This is a genomic window from Frateuria flava, assembly GCF_017837635.1.
GTDB classification, from domain to species: Bacteria; Pseudomonadota; Gammaproteobacteria; order Xanthomonadales; family Rhodanobacteraceae; genus Frateuria_A; species Frateuria_A flava.
The window spans coordinates 147,838-163,072 of the sequence record NZ_JAGJRS010000019.1 but is presented as its reverse complement, the minus strand read 5'-3'; the positions used below and the strand labels follow the sequence as shown (position 1 = coordinate 163,072).

The following is a 15,235-nucleotide window of genomic DNA, read 5'->3' as shown; positions in this document are numbered from 1 at the left end:
TTTAGGCCCGATGGTGGTTCCGCGCAAGAGTGGCCCCTCTCCCGGGGAGAGATGGAGCTACAGGGAGCGGCGTCAGCTCTGCATCACCTGTTCGCGCAGCTTGTGGATCTGGTCGCGGAGGCGTGCAGCTTCCTCGAACTCCAGGTTCTGGGCGTGCTTGTACATCTGGCCCTCGAGCTTGCGGATCGCTGCGGCGGCCTGGGTGGCGCTGAGGTTGGCGTATTCCCCTGCCCCTTCGGCCACGGCCTTGCCGCGCGCGCCCTTGGCGGCCTTGCCCTTGCCGCGCGCGGACGGCTCGGCGCGGGCACCTTCCATGATGTCGGCGATACGGCGCACGACGGTCTGCGGTGTGATGCCGTTGGCCTCGTTGTAGGCGATCTGCTTCTCGCGGCGGCGGCTGGTCTCGTCCATCGCGGCCTGCATGGAACGGGTGACCTGGTCGGCGTAGAGGATGGCCTTGCCGCGCACGTTGCGGGCGGCGCGGCCGATCGTCTGGATCAGCGAACCGGTGGAGCGCAGGAAGCCTTCCTTGTCGGCGTCCAGGATCGCCACCAGCGAGACCTCGGGCATGTCCAGGCCCTCGCGCAGCAGGTTGATGCCGACCAGTACGTCGAACTCGCCCAGGCGCAGGTCGCGGATGATTTCGGTGCGCTCGACGGTCTCGATATCCGAGTGCAGGTAACGCACCTTCACGTCGTGCTCGGAGAGGTATTCGGTGAGGTTCTCGGCCATGCGCTTGGTTAGCGTGGTGACCAGGATGCGGTCGCCCATCGCGATACGCTTCCTGGCCTCGCCGAGCAGGTCGTCGACCTGGGTGCGCACCGGGCGCACTTCCACCTCCGGGTCGACCAGGCCGGTGGGGCGCACTACCAGCTCGACCACGGCGTCGCCGGATTTCTGCAGCTCGTAGTCGCGCGGGGTGGCCGAGACGTAGATCGTGCGCGGCGCTCGCTGCTCCCATTCCTCGAAGCGCAGCGGGCGGTTGTCCATCGCCGAGGGCAGGCGGAAGCCGAATTCGACCAGCGTCTCCTTGCGCGAGCGGTCGCCCTTGTACATGGCGCCCAGCTGCGGGACGGTGACGTGCGATTCGTCCACCACCAGCAGCGCATCCGGAGGCAGGTAGTCAAACAGCGTCGGCGGCGGCTCGCCGGGGCCGCGGCGGGTCATGTGGCGCGAGTAGTTCTCGATGCCCTGGCAGAAGCCGACCTCGGCCATCATCTCGATGTCGAAGCGGGTGCGCTGGTCCAGCCGCTGCGCCTCGACCAGCTTGTTGTCGCGGTAGAGCTGATCAAGACGTTCCTTGAGCTCGACCTTGATCGTCTCGATGGCGTTGAGCACGCTCTCGCGGGTGCTGGCGTAGTGGGTGCGCGGGTAGACGGTGTAGCGCTGGACCTTGCGGATGGTTTCGCCGGTGAGCGGGTCGAACAGCGACAGGCTTTCCACGTCGCCGTCGAACAGCTCGATGCGCAGCGCCTCGGTTTCCGATTCGGCCGGAAAGACGTCGATGTTCTCGCCGCGCACCCGGTAGGTGCCGCGGCGCAGTTCCATCTCGTTGCGGGTGTACTGCAGCTCGGTGAGCTGATGGATCAGCTTGCGCTGGTCGATGCGCTCGCCGGTGGAGAGGATCAGGCGCAGCGAGAGGTAGTCTTCCGGATCGCCCAGGCCGTAGATCGCCGAGACGGTGGCGACGATGATCGCGTCGCGCCGCGAGAGCAGCGCCTTGGTCGCGGCCAGGCGCATCTGCTCGATGTGGTCGTTGATCGAGGAATCCTTCTCGATGAAGGTGTCCGAGGCGACCACGTAGGCCTCGGGCTGGTAGTAGTCGTAATAGCTGACGAAGTACTCCACCGCGTTGTTGGGGAAGAACTCCTTGAACTCGCCGTAGAGCTGCGCGGCGAGCGTCTTGTTCGGCGCCAGGATCACCGCCGGGCGCTGCACTTTTTCGATCACGTTGGCGATCGTGTAGGTTTTGCCCGAGCCGGTGACGCCCAACAGCGTCTGGGCGGCCAGGCCGGCCTCGAAGCCCTCGCTGAGTTTCGCGATGGCTTGCGGCTGGTCGCCGGAGGGCTTGTACGGGGAGACGAGCTGGAAACGGTCGGTCATGGCTGACGGATATGCGGGCGGATGGGCCGATCTTAAAGGCGCCCTGCTGACAGACTCTGTCAGTACAGGCCCACCGGATGGCGGCGTTCAGGCTGCTTTCCGGCGAGCGGAGCCCCAAGGATGATGCGCGTTCCTCGCAGGGAGCGACGGCATGGCACGGATGCAGAAAAGCGGACGCTGCCGTATGCGCGGCGTCACGCTGGTCGAACAGGTAATGGTGGTGACGATCCTGGCCATCCTGGCCGGCATCGCCAGCCCATCGCTGGCCGGACTGGTCCGTCGCGGGCGAACGCAGTCGGCACAGATGGATTTCATCGAGGCGCTGGGCTATGCGCGCGGCGAGGCGGTACTGCGCCGCACGCGGGTGCTGTTCTGCCCGACCCGCGACCGGGTGCATTGCAGTGACGAGAGCCGCTGGGACGGTGGCTGGCTGGTCGGCGTCGACCGCAACCATGACAACCAGCCAGATGCCGCGCCCTTGCGCGTGGGCGACAGCCACACGCGGCTGGTGATCCAGAGCAGCGAGTCGCGCCGGCATGTGACGTTCCTTTCCGACGGCAGCGCTAGCGGAAGCAACCTCACCCTGCGTTTCTGCAATCCGGGCGGCGGCGGGGAGCCGCTTGGAGTGGTGGTATCGAACTCCGGACGGGTGCGTGGCAGCCGGCCGAGGGGCGAGAGCTGCTCGTAGGGTGGGCTTCAGCCCGCCAGAGAGGGCGGCCATAGGCTGGGGGGGCCGAGCCCTACGGGCTATACCGGCTGTTCACGGCGTCGGTGCAACAACCGCTGCGGACTTCTTCCCGAGGTGCGCCATGGCTTACGGAGAACCGTCGGACCGCCGACCATCACCGCCGACACCACCCCCGGACGCCGCGCCCTTGCTCGCCGCAGCGCAGCGTCACCTGGACAGCGCAGGCGTCTCGGCCTGCGTGGTGCGCAGCCCGGACGGCGACCTTCTGGTGGCCGTGGGATCGCCGTCGGATCGGCTGTTCACAATGCTGGCGCAACAGGCGTCACCTTTGCCTGACACATCTGGCGATTGACCGGGCCGGCTGCGCCTGTCGACCATTCTCTCTGTCACACGAGGCCGCGTGCGATGGCATGCCTTCTGGGGGGAGTGCACGCTGCGCCTGACCGGTTGTTTTCCCGCATCGCCGTGCATGGCGGTCGCGCACAAGCGCGCTCTTACAGGATGTCGGGATGTCCCGTGTCCGGACAAAAAAAAGGCCTTGCATCGCTGCAAGGCCTTTCAATATGGCGCCCGAAGTTGGACTCGAACCAACGACCCCCTGATTAACAGTCAAGTGCTCTAACCAGCTGAGCTATTCGGGCGGGGCGAGCTGCGTAGTTTGAATAGGGCCGTGCGGGCTGTCAAGCGGCCGGCACGGTCTCCGCGCCCTCGGCACGCACGCGGTAGCAGGGCACGTAGGCCGAGCCACCGGGGAGCTTCATGCGGTGCTGGCTGACGAAGGCCTGCAGCAGGGCATCCAGTGCCCGCATGATGTCCGCTTCACCGTCGATGTCGAACGGGCCGTTTTGCTCGATCGCACGCACGCCCTCTTCCTTTACGTTGCCGGCCACGATGCCGGAAAACGCGCGACGCAGATCCGCGGCCAGCTCGTGCCGCGGGCGGCCGCGATGCAGGGCCAGCGAGCGCATCGCCTCGTGGGTCGGGCGGAACGGCAGCTGGAAGGCGAACGGGATGTCCAGCGCCCAGTTGAAGAAGAACGCGTCCTTGGTGTCCAGGCGATGGTTGCGCACCTTGTCGATGCCCTTGATCATCGCGCGCGCCACCGCGGCGGGATCGTCGACGATGATCTGGTAATGCTGCGCCACTTCCTCGCCCAACGAGAGCTTGAGGAAGCGGTCGATCTGCTCGAAGTATGCCGCCGACTGCTTCGGACCGGTGAAGATCAGCGGGAACGGAATGCCGGCGTTGGACGGGTGCAGCAGAATGCCCAGGAGGTAAAGGATCTCCTCGGCGGTGCCGACGCCGCCGGGGAACACCACGATGCCGTGCGCCATCCGGACGAAGGCCTCCAGGCGCTTCTCGATGTCCGGCATGATCACCAGCTGGTTGACGATCGGGTTGGGCGACTCCGCGGCGATGATGCCCGGCTCGGTGATGCCGATGTAACGGTTGTTTCGCCGGCGCTGCTTGGCGTGGGCGATGGTGGCGCCCTTCATCGGGCCCTTCATGGCGCCCGGGCCGCAGCCGGTGCAGATGTCCAAGCCGCGCAACCCGAACTGGTAGCCGACCGACTTGGTGTATTCGTATTCGTCGCGCGAGATCGAGTGTCCGCCCCAGCAGACGACCAGATTCGGGTCGATGTGCGGCTTGAGGATGCGCGCGTTGCGCAGAATCTCGAACACGGCGTGGGTGATGCCCACGGTGTCGTCGAGATCGAAACCGCCCTGCTCCAGCTGCGTGGACACATAGACGATGTCACGCACCACCGCGACCAACAGTTCGTTGATGCCGCGGATGATCTGGCCGTCGACGAACGCCTGTGCGGGTGCGTGGGTGAGTTCGATCTTGATGCCGCGATCCTGCTGCAGCACCTGCACGTCGAAGTCGGGGTATTGCTCGAACATCGAGCGCGGGTCGTCGCTGATGTTGCCGGAAGTGAGCACGGCCAGGGCGCAGCGGCGCAACAGCGCGTGCAGGCCCGAGCCGCTGGCGTCGCGCAGGCGCGCGACCTCGTTGCGCGAAAGGATGTCCAGTCCGCCCGCCGGCGAGATCCGTGCGCTGACGGTGACGGGCTTGCCGGCGCGGCCGGCGTGGGTGTCGTTCATGCTTGCCTTCTCCTGCCGCTGACGGTGTCCGGCTTGATGCCTGGACCGTGGCGGACCGTGTAGCTTCCCGCGCGCGGGCGTGAAGGGTCAAGCATAAAAAAAAGCCGGCGCCCTTGCGGGCGCCGGCTCCAGACAATGCAACTTCAATGGGTCAGAAGCTGTAACGCACCGTCAGCATCGCGGACCAGCGCGAAACCACGTTGGTCTTGGTGTTGCGACCGGCGTCGTAAACGATCTTCTGTTCCGGCTCGTAGTTGCCGTTCTCGTCGGTCGGCAGGTCATAGACGTACTGACCCTGGGCGTTCACACCGGCATAGTCGGCGAGGTTACGGGTATACGGGAAGCCGACGTAGTGCGTCTGGCCCCAGTCGCTGTTGAGCAGGTTCAGGAAGTTGTACACGTCCAGACGCAGCTCGCCCTTGTTGCCCTTGAAGATGCCCGGGATCTCCTGACGGAAGCTCAGGTCGACCTGGTTCACCCACGCCGAGCGCGTAGCGTTGCGCTTGGCGATCTCGCCCTGATGCTTGTTCAGGTAGCTGTCGCTGCGGATGAAATCCCAGAACTGCGCGATGACGGCCGGATCCGTACCGTTGGCGAAGGTGACCTTCGAGTCGCCGCCGGCGGTCGGGATATAGACCAGGTCGGAGGCGCTGTAGGAGTCGCCGTTGGCGTCGTTGCCGAACACCCAGCTGTACGGCTGGCCTTCGTGACCGTCGTAGAACGCGCTGATGGCCGTGGTGTAGTCACCAAAGAAGCGGTGCTGCCAGGTCAGGGCGGCGGTGACGCGACGGCCGACGTTGTAGTTCGAGGTCGAAGCGACGTCCTCGTTCGGGTTCACCCAGGCGCTGTTGCTGTAGTTGGAGCTGGCCTGGCTGGAGGTGCCCGGGTTCACTTCGGTGGAGTGGCCCAGGGTCACGCCCACGCTGCCGAACCACGACTCGGAGAACGGCTTCTTCAGCGAGAGCGTCAGGCTGTCGGCCGAACCCTTGTGGGTGTTGGTCAGCAGGGTCGAGCTGCCGGAGAACGCGCGGTTCTGGTTGGCACGCGCGTCACGCGAGCTGCCTGCCTCGCCGGGCGTCGCCCAGTACTGGTTGCGGCCATCCGGCAGCACGCCGGTACGCTCACCGATATTGATGTTCTGGTACAGGATGCCGTTGCGCACGTCGATGTGCTGGTACTCGGCCGAACCGATGATGCCGAGCCACGGGAGTTCGCGGTCCAGCGCCAGGCTGAACTTCCACACGGACGGCAGCTTGAAGTTCGGGTCGACCGTGTCGACGTTCATTTGCGAACCAGCCGGCGGCGGGAGGTTCTGATTGAACGGGTCGGCACTGAACACCGGCAGGGCGCCGACCGGGCGGCCGTTGCAGACCTGGCCCTGGTTGGTGCCGGTCGGCAGGAAGCCGCAGTCGTTGAAGACCTGGTAGGTGGCCGTGGTCATACCGTTGTTCTGGTACGGGTTGGTCGCCCACACGGTCGGCGGGTTCGACTGGAACAGGCCCACGCCGCCACGCAGCTGGGTCATGCGCTCGGTGTCGAAGGTGTAGTTGAACGACAGGCGCGGTTCGACGACGCGCATGCCGTCGATGGTGTTGTCGTTGCGGTAGCCGAAGGCCTGCTCGAAGGTCGGGTTGTAGACCGGCTTGTCACCCGTCTTGGCGAGGTTCACGCGCACGCCGTACTGCAGCGACAGGTTGTCGGTCGCCTGCCAGGTGTCCTGCAGGAAGAACGCGTACTGACGCAGCGTCCACTGGGCGGCGACGTCGTCCAGCGTGTAACCCGGTGCCGGCTGGTAGATGTTGTACGAGCCGTAGATGCCGTTTTCGAAGTTGTCGATACCGTAGAAGGTGTAGGCACCGAACTGGGTACGGCCGAACAGGTTGTAGATCTCGTTCTGCTGGAAGTCGACGCCGCCCTTGAGGGTGTGGTCGCCCAGGTAGTAGGTGCCGGCCATGTAGCCACGCCAGGTCTTGACGTCCAGCACGTTGTAGTGGCTGTACTGGTCTTCGCCCAGATCAACGAACGGCGTGGTGCCGCGCTGCGTACCGTTGGCGTTGTCGATGCGCGTAACGTCGACGAACACCTGCGGCTGCTGGGTTTCGACCGAACGCACCTGCTGGAAGCGCTGGTAGCCGATCTTGGCCTCGGTGGAGAAGTTCTCGGTCCAGTCGTCGAAGAACTGCAGCACGGTGTTCTTGGTGTCGCTGTTCTTGGTGTACCAGTAGCTGGTCAGGCCGATGGCGGTCGAGCTATTCCCCTGCACGATCGGCTGGGTTTCCTTGGTGCGCTGGTAGGTCAGGCTGGCGCGGTGGTTGTTGGAGATGTTCCAATCCAGCTTGGCCAGGTAGCGCTTGTCTTCCAGGTCGACGTTGCCACCGCTGAAGGTGCCCGGGCTCAGGCCCAGCGCGTTGGCGGCGTCAATGACGCGCTGCAGGTCACCCGGGGAGACCTTGTTGGAGGTCGACGGGCCATCGCCCAGGCTTGCATCCAGGCCATTGGCCGAATCGGCGCCCAGGCCGACGGTCTTCTCCTTCTCGTAGTTGACGAAGAAGAACAGCTTGTCCTTGACGATCGGGCCGCCCAGCGTGAAGCCCGCGGTCCAGTCGCGCTTGTAGCCGTTGTATGGCTCGTCTTCCAGATCGCCAACCAGCTTGTTGGCGTTGCGGTAGGCGTAGTAGACCGAACCGTGGAAGTCGTTCGTGCCGGACTTGGTCACCGCATCGATGCTCGCACCGACGGCGTCGGAGGTGACGTCGTAGTTGGCGGTGGAGATGTTGTACTCGTCGATGGTGTCGACCGAGATCGGCGAGCCCACGTAAGGCAGACCGTTGGAGTTCAGACCGAAGGGGTCGCCCTGGCCCACACCGTCGACGCTGATCGAGTTATAGCGGCTGTTCATGCCCATCATCGAGATCGAGCTGTCGCCCGGATCGGTGATGGAGACGCGCGGATCGAGGCGCGCGATGTCCGTGATCGAGCGGCTGGCCGACGGCGTTGCCACCAGCTCGCGGTGCGAGACGCTGGTGCCCATGCCCTTGTTGTCGGCCGTGAAGGTGTTCATCAGTGCCGAGGCGTTGACGGTCACGGCGCCGAGGTTCTGTGCCTCGACGGTGGCCATCTTCAGGTTGACCGCGGAGGTCTGGCCCAGCTGCAGGTAGACGTTGTTCTGCTCGCCCTGGGTCAGGCCGGACTTCGTCACGGTGATGTCGAACGGACCACCTACGCGCAGGCCCTGCGCGGTGTAGCGGCCGGAGGCATCGGTGGTCACCACCTTGGTGGTGCCCGAGGGCTCATGCACGATCGTGACCGTGGCATTGGCAACCGGCTGGCCCGAGGCGTCGACCACCTGGCCACCAACCGCCGAGGAGGTGACGTTCTGCGCAATCGCAGGCGCCGCACCGACCGCCAGCAGCGTGGCGATGGCAAACGGCAGGGCCTTGGCACGAATTGGACTGTTCATCGTTATATCGACCTGTATTGGTTTGCAACGGAAAAATTCGATGTCGGAACAAAAACATGCCGATGCCGGGCCTCAGGCCAGGCATGCGTCGCATGCTTGTGTTTCCCCTAACTTCTTGGCGCAGCTATCGTCCAGCAGCGATGGGGCCACCCCATCTACCAACCAGTTGTTAAGCAAACTTAACGATAGTTTATGACAAGACCGAGACTGATTCACCTGTTTTCGCTGAGGTGGTTCAGGCGCCGGTCCTGCCGAGGTAGCGCGCCCGCTTGGCGGGCTTGAGATTGGCCAGGTCGAGCATCACCAGGCCGTCGACGCAACCGGAAAAGCCCGGGTCTTCGCCAAAGTCCAGAAACTGCACGCCCTCGGGCTCGACCAGGTCGACGTACTGCCGATAGAGCACCGGCAGGCTCACGCCCAGCGCATCCAGGTGGTGCTTGAGCTTGCCCAGCCCCTCCTGCGCGCCCAGGCCTTCGAGGGCCTGGCGCACCAGCCCGATCACGCTGGGCGAGATCACGAACGGCTGCCGCGCGGAGGCCAGGCCGGGCTTGCCGAAATAGTGTTGGTGCGCGGCGGCGATCCACTCGCGCGCCTCGCGCGGCAGGTTTACCGACATGCTCACCGGACCGAACAGGTAGCGCAGTTCCGGATGGCGCTGAAGGTACAGGCCGATGCCCTGCCAAAGCTGGTCGAGCGCACGCGAGCGCCAGTACGCCGGCGCGATGAAGCTGCGGCCCAGTTCCAGCCCCTGCGCCAGGCGCGACTCCAGCGCCGGTGAATAGTTGAAGAGACTGGCGGTGTATAGCCCGCCCAGCCCGCGCTCGGCGATCAGCCGCCCGCCATGGCCGAAACGATAGGAACCGACGATGCGCAGCGCGGCGGGGTCCCACAACAGCAGGTGTTCGTAATGTGGGTCGAACGCGTCCAGGTCGCGCCGCGCGTTGGTGCCCTCGCCAACCTTGCGGAAGGTCAGTTCACGCAGCCGACCGATCTCGCGCAACACGGCGCTGTCGGCGGTGCCCTTGAACAGCCACGCCTGTTTGCCGTCGCTGAGGTCGGCGAGCTTCTCGCCCTGCCCCTGCAACTCCGCAGCCACCCGCTCGGCCGGCTCCGGATGCGCCAGTGGCACCTGCCCGCCGAAGATCAGCCCGCGCCGGCGACCGATGCGGTAGACGTGGCGGCGCATCAACCGGGCGGCCCGCTCAGGCGAATCCCCGCTGCGTTCGAACAATTCCTGCGCACCGATCAGCGCACCGACGCTCAGGCCGATCCGCCGCTTGATCGGCGCTACCGCCTCGCGCGGCAGCATGGCCGTGCTGAGCGGCTTGGCCAGCATCGACAATCCGTAGAAAGCGGCCGAATTGCGTGCGGCCACGTGCACCGGCAAGACCGGTGCCCCGCTGTGCCTGGCCAGCCGAGCAAAGCCGTCCGACCACTTGCCGTCGCGCACGCCGCCCGGTCCCATGCGGGAGACCTCCCCCGCGGGAAACACGATCAATGCGGTGCCCTGATCCAGCGCGCGATAGACACCCCGCAACCGGGAGGCCGCGCCCTTGCCGAACACATCCACCGGAAGCAACAGCCGGCGCAGCGGCTCGATGGCGGCGAGCCAGTCGTTGCCCAGGATCCGCACGTCGGGACGCACCGAGCCGACCAGCTGCAGCAGCGCCAGCGCATCGACCATGCCCAGCGGATGGTTGGCGACCACCAGCACGGGGCCCTCGGTCGGGATGTGCTCTCGCTCGCGCGGGCTGACGTGATAGCTCGCGCCGAGCACCTCCAGCGCACGCTCGACGAAATCGAAACCCTCGACCTCGCCCACCGCATCAAGCACGCGGTTGAAGCCTGATTCGTCCGCCAGGCGCCCGAGCAACCCGGCCACGGGCCGGCGAAGCCGCGGATGTTGCGCCAGCCATGGCAGGCGTTCGACTAGGTTCCGTTCGACGCTGAGCATGACCGCCTCCTGGTGTTTTCGCCCATGCTGGACGCCAAGTATGACAGTTGGGCGACGGCGCCAGAGCACCCTCGGCGCATAAACATGCGCATGCGCACGGTTCGCAGGATCGCGGTCGTCCGCAGCGCGAGTTTCAGCCCACCGTCCTTTGCAAAACCGGGATCGGTGGACTGGGTCCACCCTGCCAAAGCAGCGTGCGTCACACCTGCATGTGCAGGAACGCCGCCACGCCCCCCATGAACATCTGCACCGACAGCGCGATCAGCAGCATGCCCATCACCCGTTCCAGCGCGGTCAGCACGCTCTCGCCGAGCCAGCGGAACAAATAAGTCGAAGACAGCAAAATCGCCGAGGTCGCCAGCCACGCCAGCAGCAGCGCCGTGGCCCAGTCCGCGGTGCGGCCTGGCGAGGTATTGGTCAGCAGCAGCAGCGCGGCCATCGCCGAAGGGCCGGCCACGCCAGGGATCGCCATCGGCACGATGAAAGGCTCGCCTTCGCCCGGCTTGCCGAAAATGCCGCCCTCCGGCGGCGGGAACACCATGCGGATGCCGATCAGGAACAGCACGATGCCGCCGGCGATGCTGATCGACTCCTGGCGCAATTGCAGCAGCTTGAGGATGTGCTGGCCACCGATCAAAAAACCCAGCAGCACACCCAGCGCGATCAGCAGCTCACGGATCATCACCACCCGCCGGCGCTTGGGCGGCACGTGCTTGAGCAGACTCAGGAAGAAGGGGATGTTGCCCAGCGGATCCATGATCAGGAACAGCAGGATGCCCGCCGAGAGGGTGGTCATCTGCGTTTCCATGGCGCGTTTCCTTCTGTCGGGTCTGGAACGGCATTGTAGGAGCCCGCTTGCGGGCGATGCCTGTCTGCACGGCCGGCAAAGACATCGCCCGCAAGCGGGCTCCTGCAGGGATCGGGATCAGCGCTGGCGCAGGTCCAGCATCGCACCGCGTGCGGCGATGCCTTGCGGCCCAAGCAGCCACACCGCCGCGTCGGCCGCCGCATCGGGCAGCGGCTGGGTATTCGGGTCCTCGCCGAAATACGCCAGGTGCCGCAGCGCCGTTCGCATTGGCGCCGGCAACAGCGCATGCGTGCGGATCGCGGTGGTGTCGGTCTCCTGGTGCAGGATCTCGACGAAACGCTCCAGCGCCGCCTTGGACACGCCGTAGGCGCCCCAGTGCGCACGATTGACCAGCTCCGGGTTGTCCAGCACGAACACCACCGATGCATCGGGCGCCCTGGCCAGCAGTGGCAGGCAGGCCTGGGTCAGGGCGAACGGCGCGGACACGTTGATGTGCATCGTGCGCAGCCACTCGTCCGGCTTGTGCATGTTGATCGGGGTAAGGCCGCCGAAGCTGGCGGCGCAGTGCACGATGCCGTCCAGGCGGCCGAGGTCGCGCTCGAGTCCATCGGCCAGCGCCTCGTAGTCGCGCGGCGTGGCGGCTTCCATGTCCAGCGGGTGGATCACCGGCTCGGGCAGTTGCTCGGCCACGATCAGGTCATAAAGCTGTTCGAGCTGGCGCTTGCGCTTGCCGGTGATCACCACGGTCGCGCCCGCGCGCGCCGCGGCCAGCGAGATGGCGCGACCGAGGCCACCGTAGGCGCCGGTGACCAGCACCACGCGGCCGGACAGACTGCCGGCCGCGGGCGCGATGTCCTGCGGGAGGCGTGCGATCGGCAGGGTCATGCGCGCACCGCGCCACTGACGTCGAGGGCCATGCGGGCCAGTTCGCCGGAGGACTTGAGGTCCTCGACGATGTCGCAGCCGCCGATCAGCTCTCCCTGGATGAACAGCTGCGGGAACGTCGGCCAATTGGCGAAGTGCGGCAGTGCGGCACGCACCTCCGGATCGGCCAGTACGTTCACGGCATGGACGCTTGCCCCGGAGTCCTTCAGCGCCTGCGCGGCGCGGGCGGAAAAGCCGCACATCGGGAACTGCGGCGTGCCCTTCATGAAAAGCACCATGGGGTGCTCGGCGAGCACCGCCTTGATTCGCTCGTTAACGTCCATAGCTCGGGGGTTCTACAATGCGTGCAGGACCACAAGTGTACCAGCCGTGCACGGCCCGCCGCCCGGCAGGCCCGCCCGGCTTCCCCTTAGCCGCAAGTCCAAGGAGCCCCTCATGGCGATCGAACTTCCCCCCCTTCCGTACGAAAAGAATGCGCTGGAGCCGCACATCTCCGCCGAGACGCTGGAGTTCCATCACGACAAGCACCACGCCGCTTACGTGACCAACCTCAACAAGCTGATCGCGGGCACCGAGTTCGAAGGGATGGAACTTGAGGAGATTGTCCGCAAGTCCTCCGGCGGCGTGTTCAACAACGCCGCGCAGACCTGGAACCACACCTTCTACTGGAACTCGATGAAGCCCAACGGCGGCGGCGAGCCGACCGGCAAGCTGGCCGACGCGATCACTAAGGCGTTTGGCTCGGTCGAGAAGTTCAAGGAGGAATTCGCCAAGATGGGCGCGGGCAACTTCGGCTCGGGCTGGACCTGGCTGGTGCAGCGTCCGGACGGTTCGCTGGGCATCGTCAACACGTCGAACGCGGGCACGCCGATCACCGGCAGCGACAAGCCGCTGTTCACCTGCGACGTGTGGGAGCACGCCTACTACATCGACTACCGCAACGCCCGTCCGAAGTATCTGGAAAATTTCTGGAACGTAGTGAACTGGGAATTTGCCGCCAGCAACATGGCGTAAATAAAAAAGCGGAGCTCCGGCTCCGCTTTTTCGCAGGGGTAGGCTTCAGCCGACCAACCACTCCCGGCAAACGCGCATACTCGACCACCGCGATCCGGGCACGGCGTCGCCAGCGCCATGACACACGTCGCACGCAGGCACGCGCCTGCAGGACGCTTCAAACCGGTTGTGCGAGCACCTGCAGCACCGGATTGGCCTGTTCCTCACGATCCAGCGAACGGGCGACATGGCCAACGCGCCCGGCCAGCGTGTCTTCGTCAGGCGCGCATATGGTGGCATGCCCCACTTTGCGACCGGGGCGCGCCTGCTTGCCGTAGTCGTGCCAGTGCGCGTCGGCCGTGGTGAGCACCGGCGCCGGGTCGGGCAGATCGCCGATCCAGTTGAACATGCACGACAACCCGCGCGCGCCGGTGTCGCCCAGCGGCATGCCGAGCACTGCGCGCACGTGGTTTTCGAACTGGCTGGTGTGCGCACCCTCGATGGTCCAATGGCCCGAGTTATGCACGCGCGGGGCCATCTCGTTGCCCAGCAGTTGGCCGTCCTTGACGAACAACTCCAGCGCGAACACACCCACGTAGTCCAGCCGCTCGGCCAGAGTGCGGGCCAGGTCGGTGGCGCGGCGCTGCAGCTCGTCGATGTCCGGGGCCGGCGCCAGGCTCAGGCTCAGCACGCCGTCGGTGTGCCAGTTACGAGTCAGCGGCCAGGTACGGAAATCGCCCTCGCGGTTGCGCACGGCGATCACGGAAAGCTCGCGCTCGAACGGCACGAACGCTTCCAGAATCAGCCCATGGACCGCGCCCTGCGCGCCCAGGGCAGCCCAGGCGGCATCGGCGTCGGCGGCCGTCTTCAGGCGGAACTGGCCCTTGCCGTCGTAACCCAGGCGGCGGGTCTTGAGGATGGCGGGCGCGCCGACCTCGACGATGGCACGGTCAAGGTCCTCGCGTGTGTCCACGGCCACGAACGCAGGCGTATCGAGCCCGCATTCGCGGAATAACGTCTTCTCGGCAAGCCGGTCCTGCGCCACGGCCAACGCGCCAGGCACCGGCGACACGGCCACGCGCCCGGCCAGCCAGTGCGCGGTCTCGGCCGGGACGTTCTCGAAATCGAAAGTCACCACGTCGACCATGGCGGCGAAGCGCTCCAGCGCCTCGTAGTCCTTCCAGTCGGCGACCACCAGCGGCGCGACCTGCCCGGCGCAGGCGTCGGCGACGCTGTCGACTACCAGCGTCTTGACGCCCAGCGGCGCGGCGGCGAGCGCCAGCATGCGCGCCAGCTGTCCGCCGCCCAGGATGCCCAGCACGGGTTGGCGACGCGGGCTCATGCGCGCGGATCCGGCTGGTCGAGCACGCTTTGCGTCTGCTTCGCACGGTAGGCGTCCAGCGCCTGCGCGATGACCGGGTCATGCAGCGCGAGCACGGAGGCGGCCAGCAGGCCCGCGTTCACCGCGCCGGCGCGGCCGATCGCCAATGTACCGACCGGGATGCCGGCCGGCATCTGGGCGATCGAGAGCAGCGAGTCCATGCCGTTGAGCGCCTTGGACTGGACCGGCACGCCAAGCACCGGCAGCCGCGTCTTGGCCGCCAGCATGCCGGGCAGATGGGCGGCTCCGCCGGCGCCGGCAACGATCACCTCGATGCCGCGGCCGACGGCCTCTTCGGCATAGCGGAACAGCAGGTCGGGAGTGCGGTGGGCGGACACCACGCGCACCTCGTGGGGCACGCCCAACTGGTCAAGAACGGTGGCGGCGTGCTCCATGGTTTCCCAGTCCGATCGGGAACCCATCACCACGCCCACGCGGGCCGGCTTGGCGGTCGAAGTCATGGTTCTGCCATCCCAAAAGGGCTATTGTACGGGCTTTCCGCACGACACCCCACCGCCATGGACAAGCGCCTGCTCGACATCCTGTGCTGCCCGGTAAGCAAGACGCCCGTCCGCCTGCTCGCGCGCGGGGAGCTGGAGGCGATCAACACCGCCATCGAGCGCGGCGAGGTCGACACGGTCGCAGGTGCCCGCGTCCAGCAGCGACTCGGGGAAGGCCTCATCACCGTGGACCGCAAGGTGGTCTACCGGGTCGACGACGGCATCCCGGTCATGCTCCCAGAGGAAGGCATCGGAACGGTGCAATTGAAGGACTTTCCGGCAACTGCCTGAAACGACCTTTCGAAAAAGTGAACGGCGCCATCCTTTTACACATGGCGTGGACTAATGTGTACGCCAG

At 66.1% G+C, this 15,235-nt stretch carries 12 protein-coding genes and 1 tRNA gene; 3 read left to right on the top strand and 10 right to left on the bottom strand.

From position 1 onward, the window contains the following. Positions 1-72: 72 nt before the first annotated feature. Positions 73-2,103 carry an excinuclease ABC subunit UvrB gene (gene uvrB / locus J7I44_RS10415; RefSeq protein WP_209620053.1) on the bottom strand — a complete coding sequence of 677 codons (2,031 nt, stop codon included), beginning with the start codon at positions 2,101-2,103 and terminating at the stop codon, positions 73-75. Between the two features lie 151 nt (positions 2,104-2,254). Here uvrB and J7I44_RS10410 point away from each other — a divergent pair, with 151 nt between their 5' ends. Beyond that, positions 2,255-2,791 (top strand): GspH/FimT family pseudopilin, encoded by a 537-nt coding sequence (locus J7I44_RS10410; protein WP_209620050.1) that lies wholly within the window; start codon positions 2,255-2,257, stop codon positions 2,789-2,791. Positions 2,792-3,355: 564 nt separating this feature from the next. On the opposite strand, the gene J7I44_RS10405 is transcribed toward J7I44_RS10410, so the two are convergent. The 7 genes from J7I44_RS10405 to grxD all read right to left on the bottom strand — a co-directional run bounded on the left by J7I44_RS10405 (position 3,356) and on the right by grxD (position 12,326). After that, positions 3,356-3,432: transfer RNA gene (locus J7I44_RS10405), tRNA-Asn, on the bottom strand. 39 nt (positions 3,433-3,471) lie between these two features. Then, positions 3,472-4,896 (bottom strand): nucleotide 5'-monophosphate nucleosidase PpnN, encoded by a 1,425-nt coding sequence (gene ppnN / locus J7I44_RS10400; protein ID WP_209620047.1) that lies wholly within the window; start codon positions 4,894-4,896, stop codon positions 3,472-3,474. A 151-nt stretch (positions 4,897-5,047) separates the two neighbouring features. Next, complete coding sequence (locus J7I44_RS10395; protein ID WP_209620044.1) at positions 5,048-8,356, bottom strand: TonB-dependent receptor; 3,309 nt, start codon at positions 8,354-8,356, stop codon at positions 5,048-5,050. A 235-nt stretch (positions 8,357-8,591) separates the two neighbouring features. After that, a complete protein-coding gene (gene olsF / locus J7I44_RS10390; RefSeq protein ID WP_209620041.1) occupies positions 8,592-10,310 on the bottom strand; it encodes a bifunctional ornithine lipid synthase OlsF in 1,719 nt (572 codons plus the stop codon). A 199-nt stretch (positions 10,311-10,509) separates the two neighbouring features. Continuing rightward, the gene (locus J7I44_RS10385) at positions 10,510-11,106 is read right to left on the bottom strand and encodes a YhgN family NAAT transporter (RefSeq protein WP_209620113.1); all 597 of its coding nucleotides are present in this window, start codon (positions 11,104-11,106) and stop codon (positions 10,510-10,512) included. Positions 11,107-11,235: 129 nt separating this feature from the next. After that, positions 11,236-12,003, bottom strand: a complete 768-nt coding sequence (locus tag J7I44_RS10380) for an SDR family NAD(P)-dependent oxidoreductase (RefSeq protein WP_209620038.1) — start codon at positions 12,001-12,003, stop codon at positions 11,236-11,238. After that, positions 12,000-12,326, bottom strand: a complete 327-nt coding sequence (grxD, locus tag J7I44_RS10375; RefSeq protein WP_209620035.1) for a Grx4 family monothiol glutaredoxin — start codon at positions 12,324-12,326, stop codon at positions 12,000-12,002. Before grxD ends, J7I44_RS10380 begins: the two co-directional genes overlap by 4 nt. A 112-nt stretch (positions 12,327-12,438) precedes the next feature. On the opposite strand from grxD, the gene J7I44_RS10370 reads away from it, so the two are divergent. After that, the gene (locus tag J7I44_RS10370) at positions 12,439-13,017 is read left to right on the top strand and encodes a superoxide dismutase (protein WP_209620031.1); all 579 of its coding nucleotides are present in this window, start codon (positions 12,439-12,441) and stop codon (positions 13,015-13,017) included. 157 nt (positions 13,018-13,174) lie between these two features. Here J7I44_RS10370 and J7I44_RS10365 read toward each other — a convergent pair whose 3' ends face one another. Together J7I44_RS10365 and purE are read right to left on the bottom strand one after the other, a co-directional pair. Beyond that, the gene (locus tag J7I44_RS10365) at positions 13,175-14,338 is read right to left on the bottom strand and encodes a 5-(carboxyamino)imidazole ribonucleotide synthase (RefSeq protein ID WP_209620028.1); all 1,164 of its coding nucleotides are present in this window, start codon (positions 14,336-14,338) and stop codon (positions 13,175-13,177) included. After that, on the bottom strand, positions 14,335-14,838 hold the full coding sequence (purE, locus tag J7I44_RS10360; protein WP_209620025.1) for a 5-(carboxyamino)imidazole ribonucleotide mutase: 504 nt from the start codon (positions 14,836-14,838) through the stop codon (positions 14,335-14,337). The genes J7I44_RS10365 and purE overlap by 4 nt, the downstream gene beginning before the upstream one ends. 57 nt (positions 14,839-14,895) lie before the next feature. Between purE and J7I44_RS10355 the strand changes: the two genes are divergently transcribed. Next, the gene (locus tag J7I44_RS10355) at positions 14,896-15,168 is read left to right on the top strand and encodes a Trm112 family protein (RefSeq protein WP_209620023.1); all 273 of its coding nucleotides are present in this window, start codon (positions 14,896-14,898) and stop codon (positions 15,166-15,168) included. Positions 15,169-15,235 lie beyond the last annotated feature (67 nt).

Coding starts and splice junctions, on each gene's coding strand:
- uvrB (WP_209620053.1), bottom strand. CDS start 2,103: ATGACCGACCGTTTCCAGCTCGTCTCCCCGTACAAGCCCTCCGGCGAC.
- J7I44_RS10410 (WP_209620050.1), top strand. CDS start 2,255: ATGGCACGGATGCAGAAAAGCGGACGCTGCCGTATGCGCGGCGTCACG.
- ppnN (WP_209620047.1), bottom strand. CDS start 4,896: ATGAACGACACCCACGCCGGCCGCGCCGGCAAGCCCGTCACCGTCAGC.
- J7I44_RS10395 (WP_209620044.1), bottom strand. CDS start 8,356: ATGAACAGTCCAATTCGTGCCAAGGCCCTGCCGTTTGCCATCGCCACG.
- olsF (WP_209620041.1), bottom strand. CDS start 10,310: ATGCTCAGCGTCGAACGGAACCTAGTCGAACGCCTGCCATGGCTGGCG.
- J7I44_RS10385 (WP_209620113.1), bottom strand. CDS start 11,106: ATGACCACCCTCTCGGCGGGCATCCTGCTGTTCCTGATCATGGATCCG.
- J7I44_RS10380 (WP_209620038.1), bottom strand. CDS start 12,003: ATGACCCTGCCGATCGCACGCCTCCCGCAGGACATCGCGCCCGCGGCC.
- grxD (WP_209620035.1), bottom strand. CDS start 12,326: ATGGACGTTAACGAGCGAATCAAGGCGGTGCTCGCCGAGCACCCCATG.
- J7I44_RS10370 (WP_209620031.1), top strand. CDS start 12,439: ATGGCGATCGAACTTCCCCCCCTTCCGTACGAAAAGAATGCGCTGGAG.
- J7I44_RS10365 (WP_209620028.1), bottom strand. CDS start 14,338: ATGAGCCCGCGTCGCCAACCCGTGCTGGGCATCCTGGGCGGCGGACAG.
- purE (WP_209620025.1), bottom strand. CDS start 14,838: ATGACTTCGACCGCCAAGCCGGCCCGCGTGGGCGTGGTGATGGGTTCC.
- J7I44_RS10355 (WP_209620023.1), top strand. CDS start 14,896: ATGGACAAGCGCCTGCTCGACATCCTGTGCTGCCCGGTAAGCAAGACG.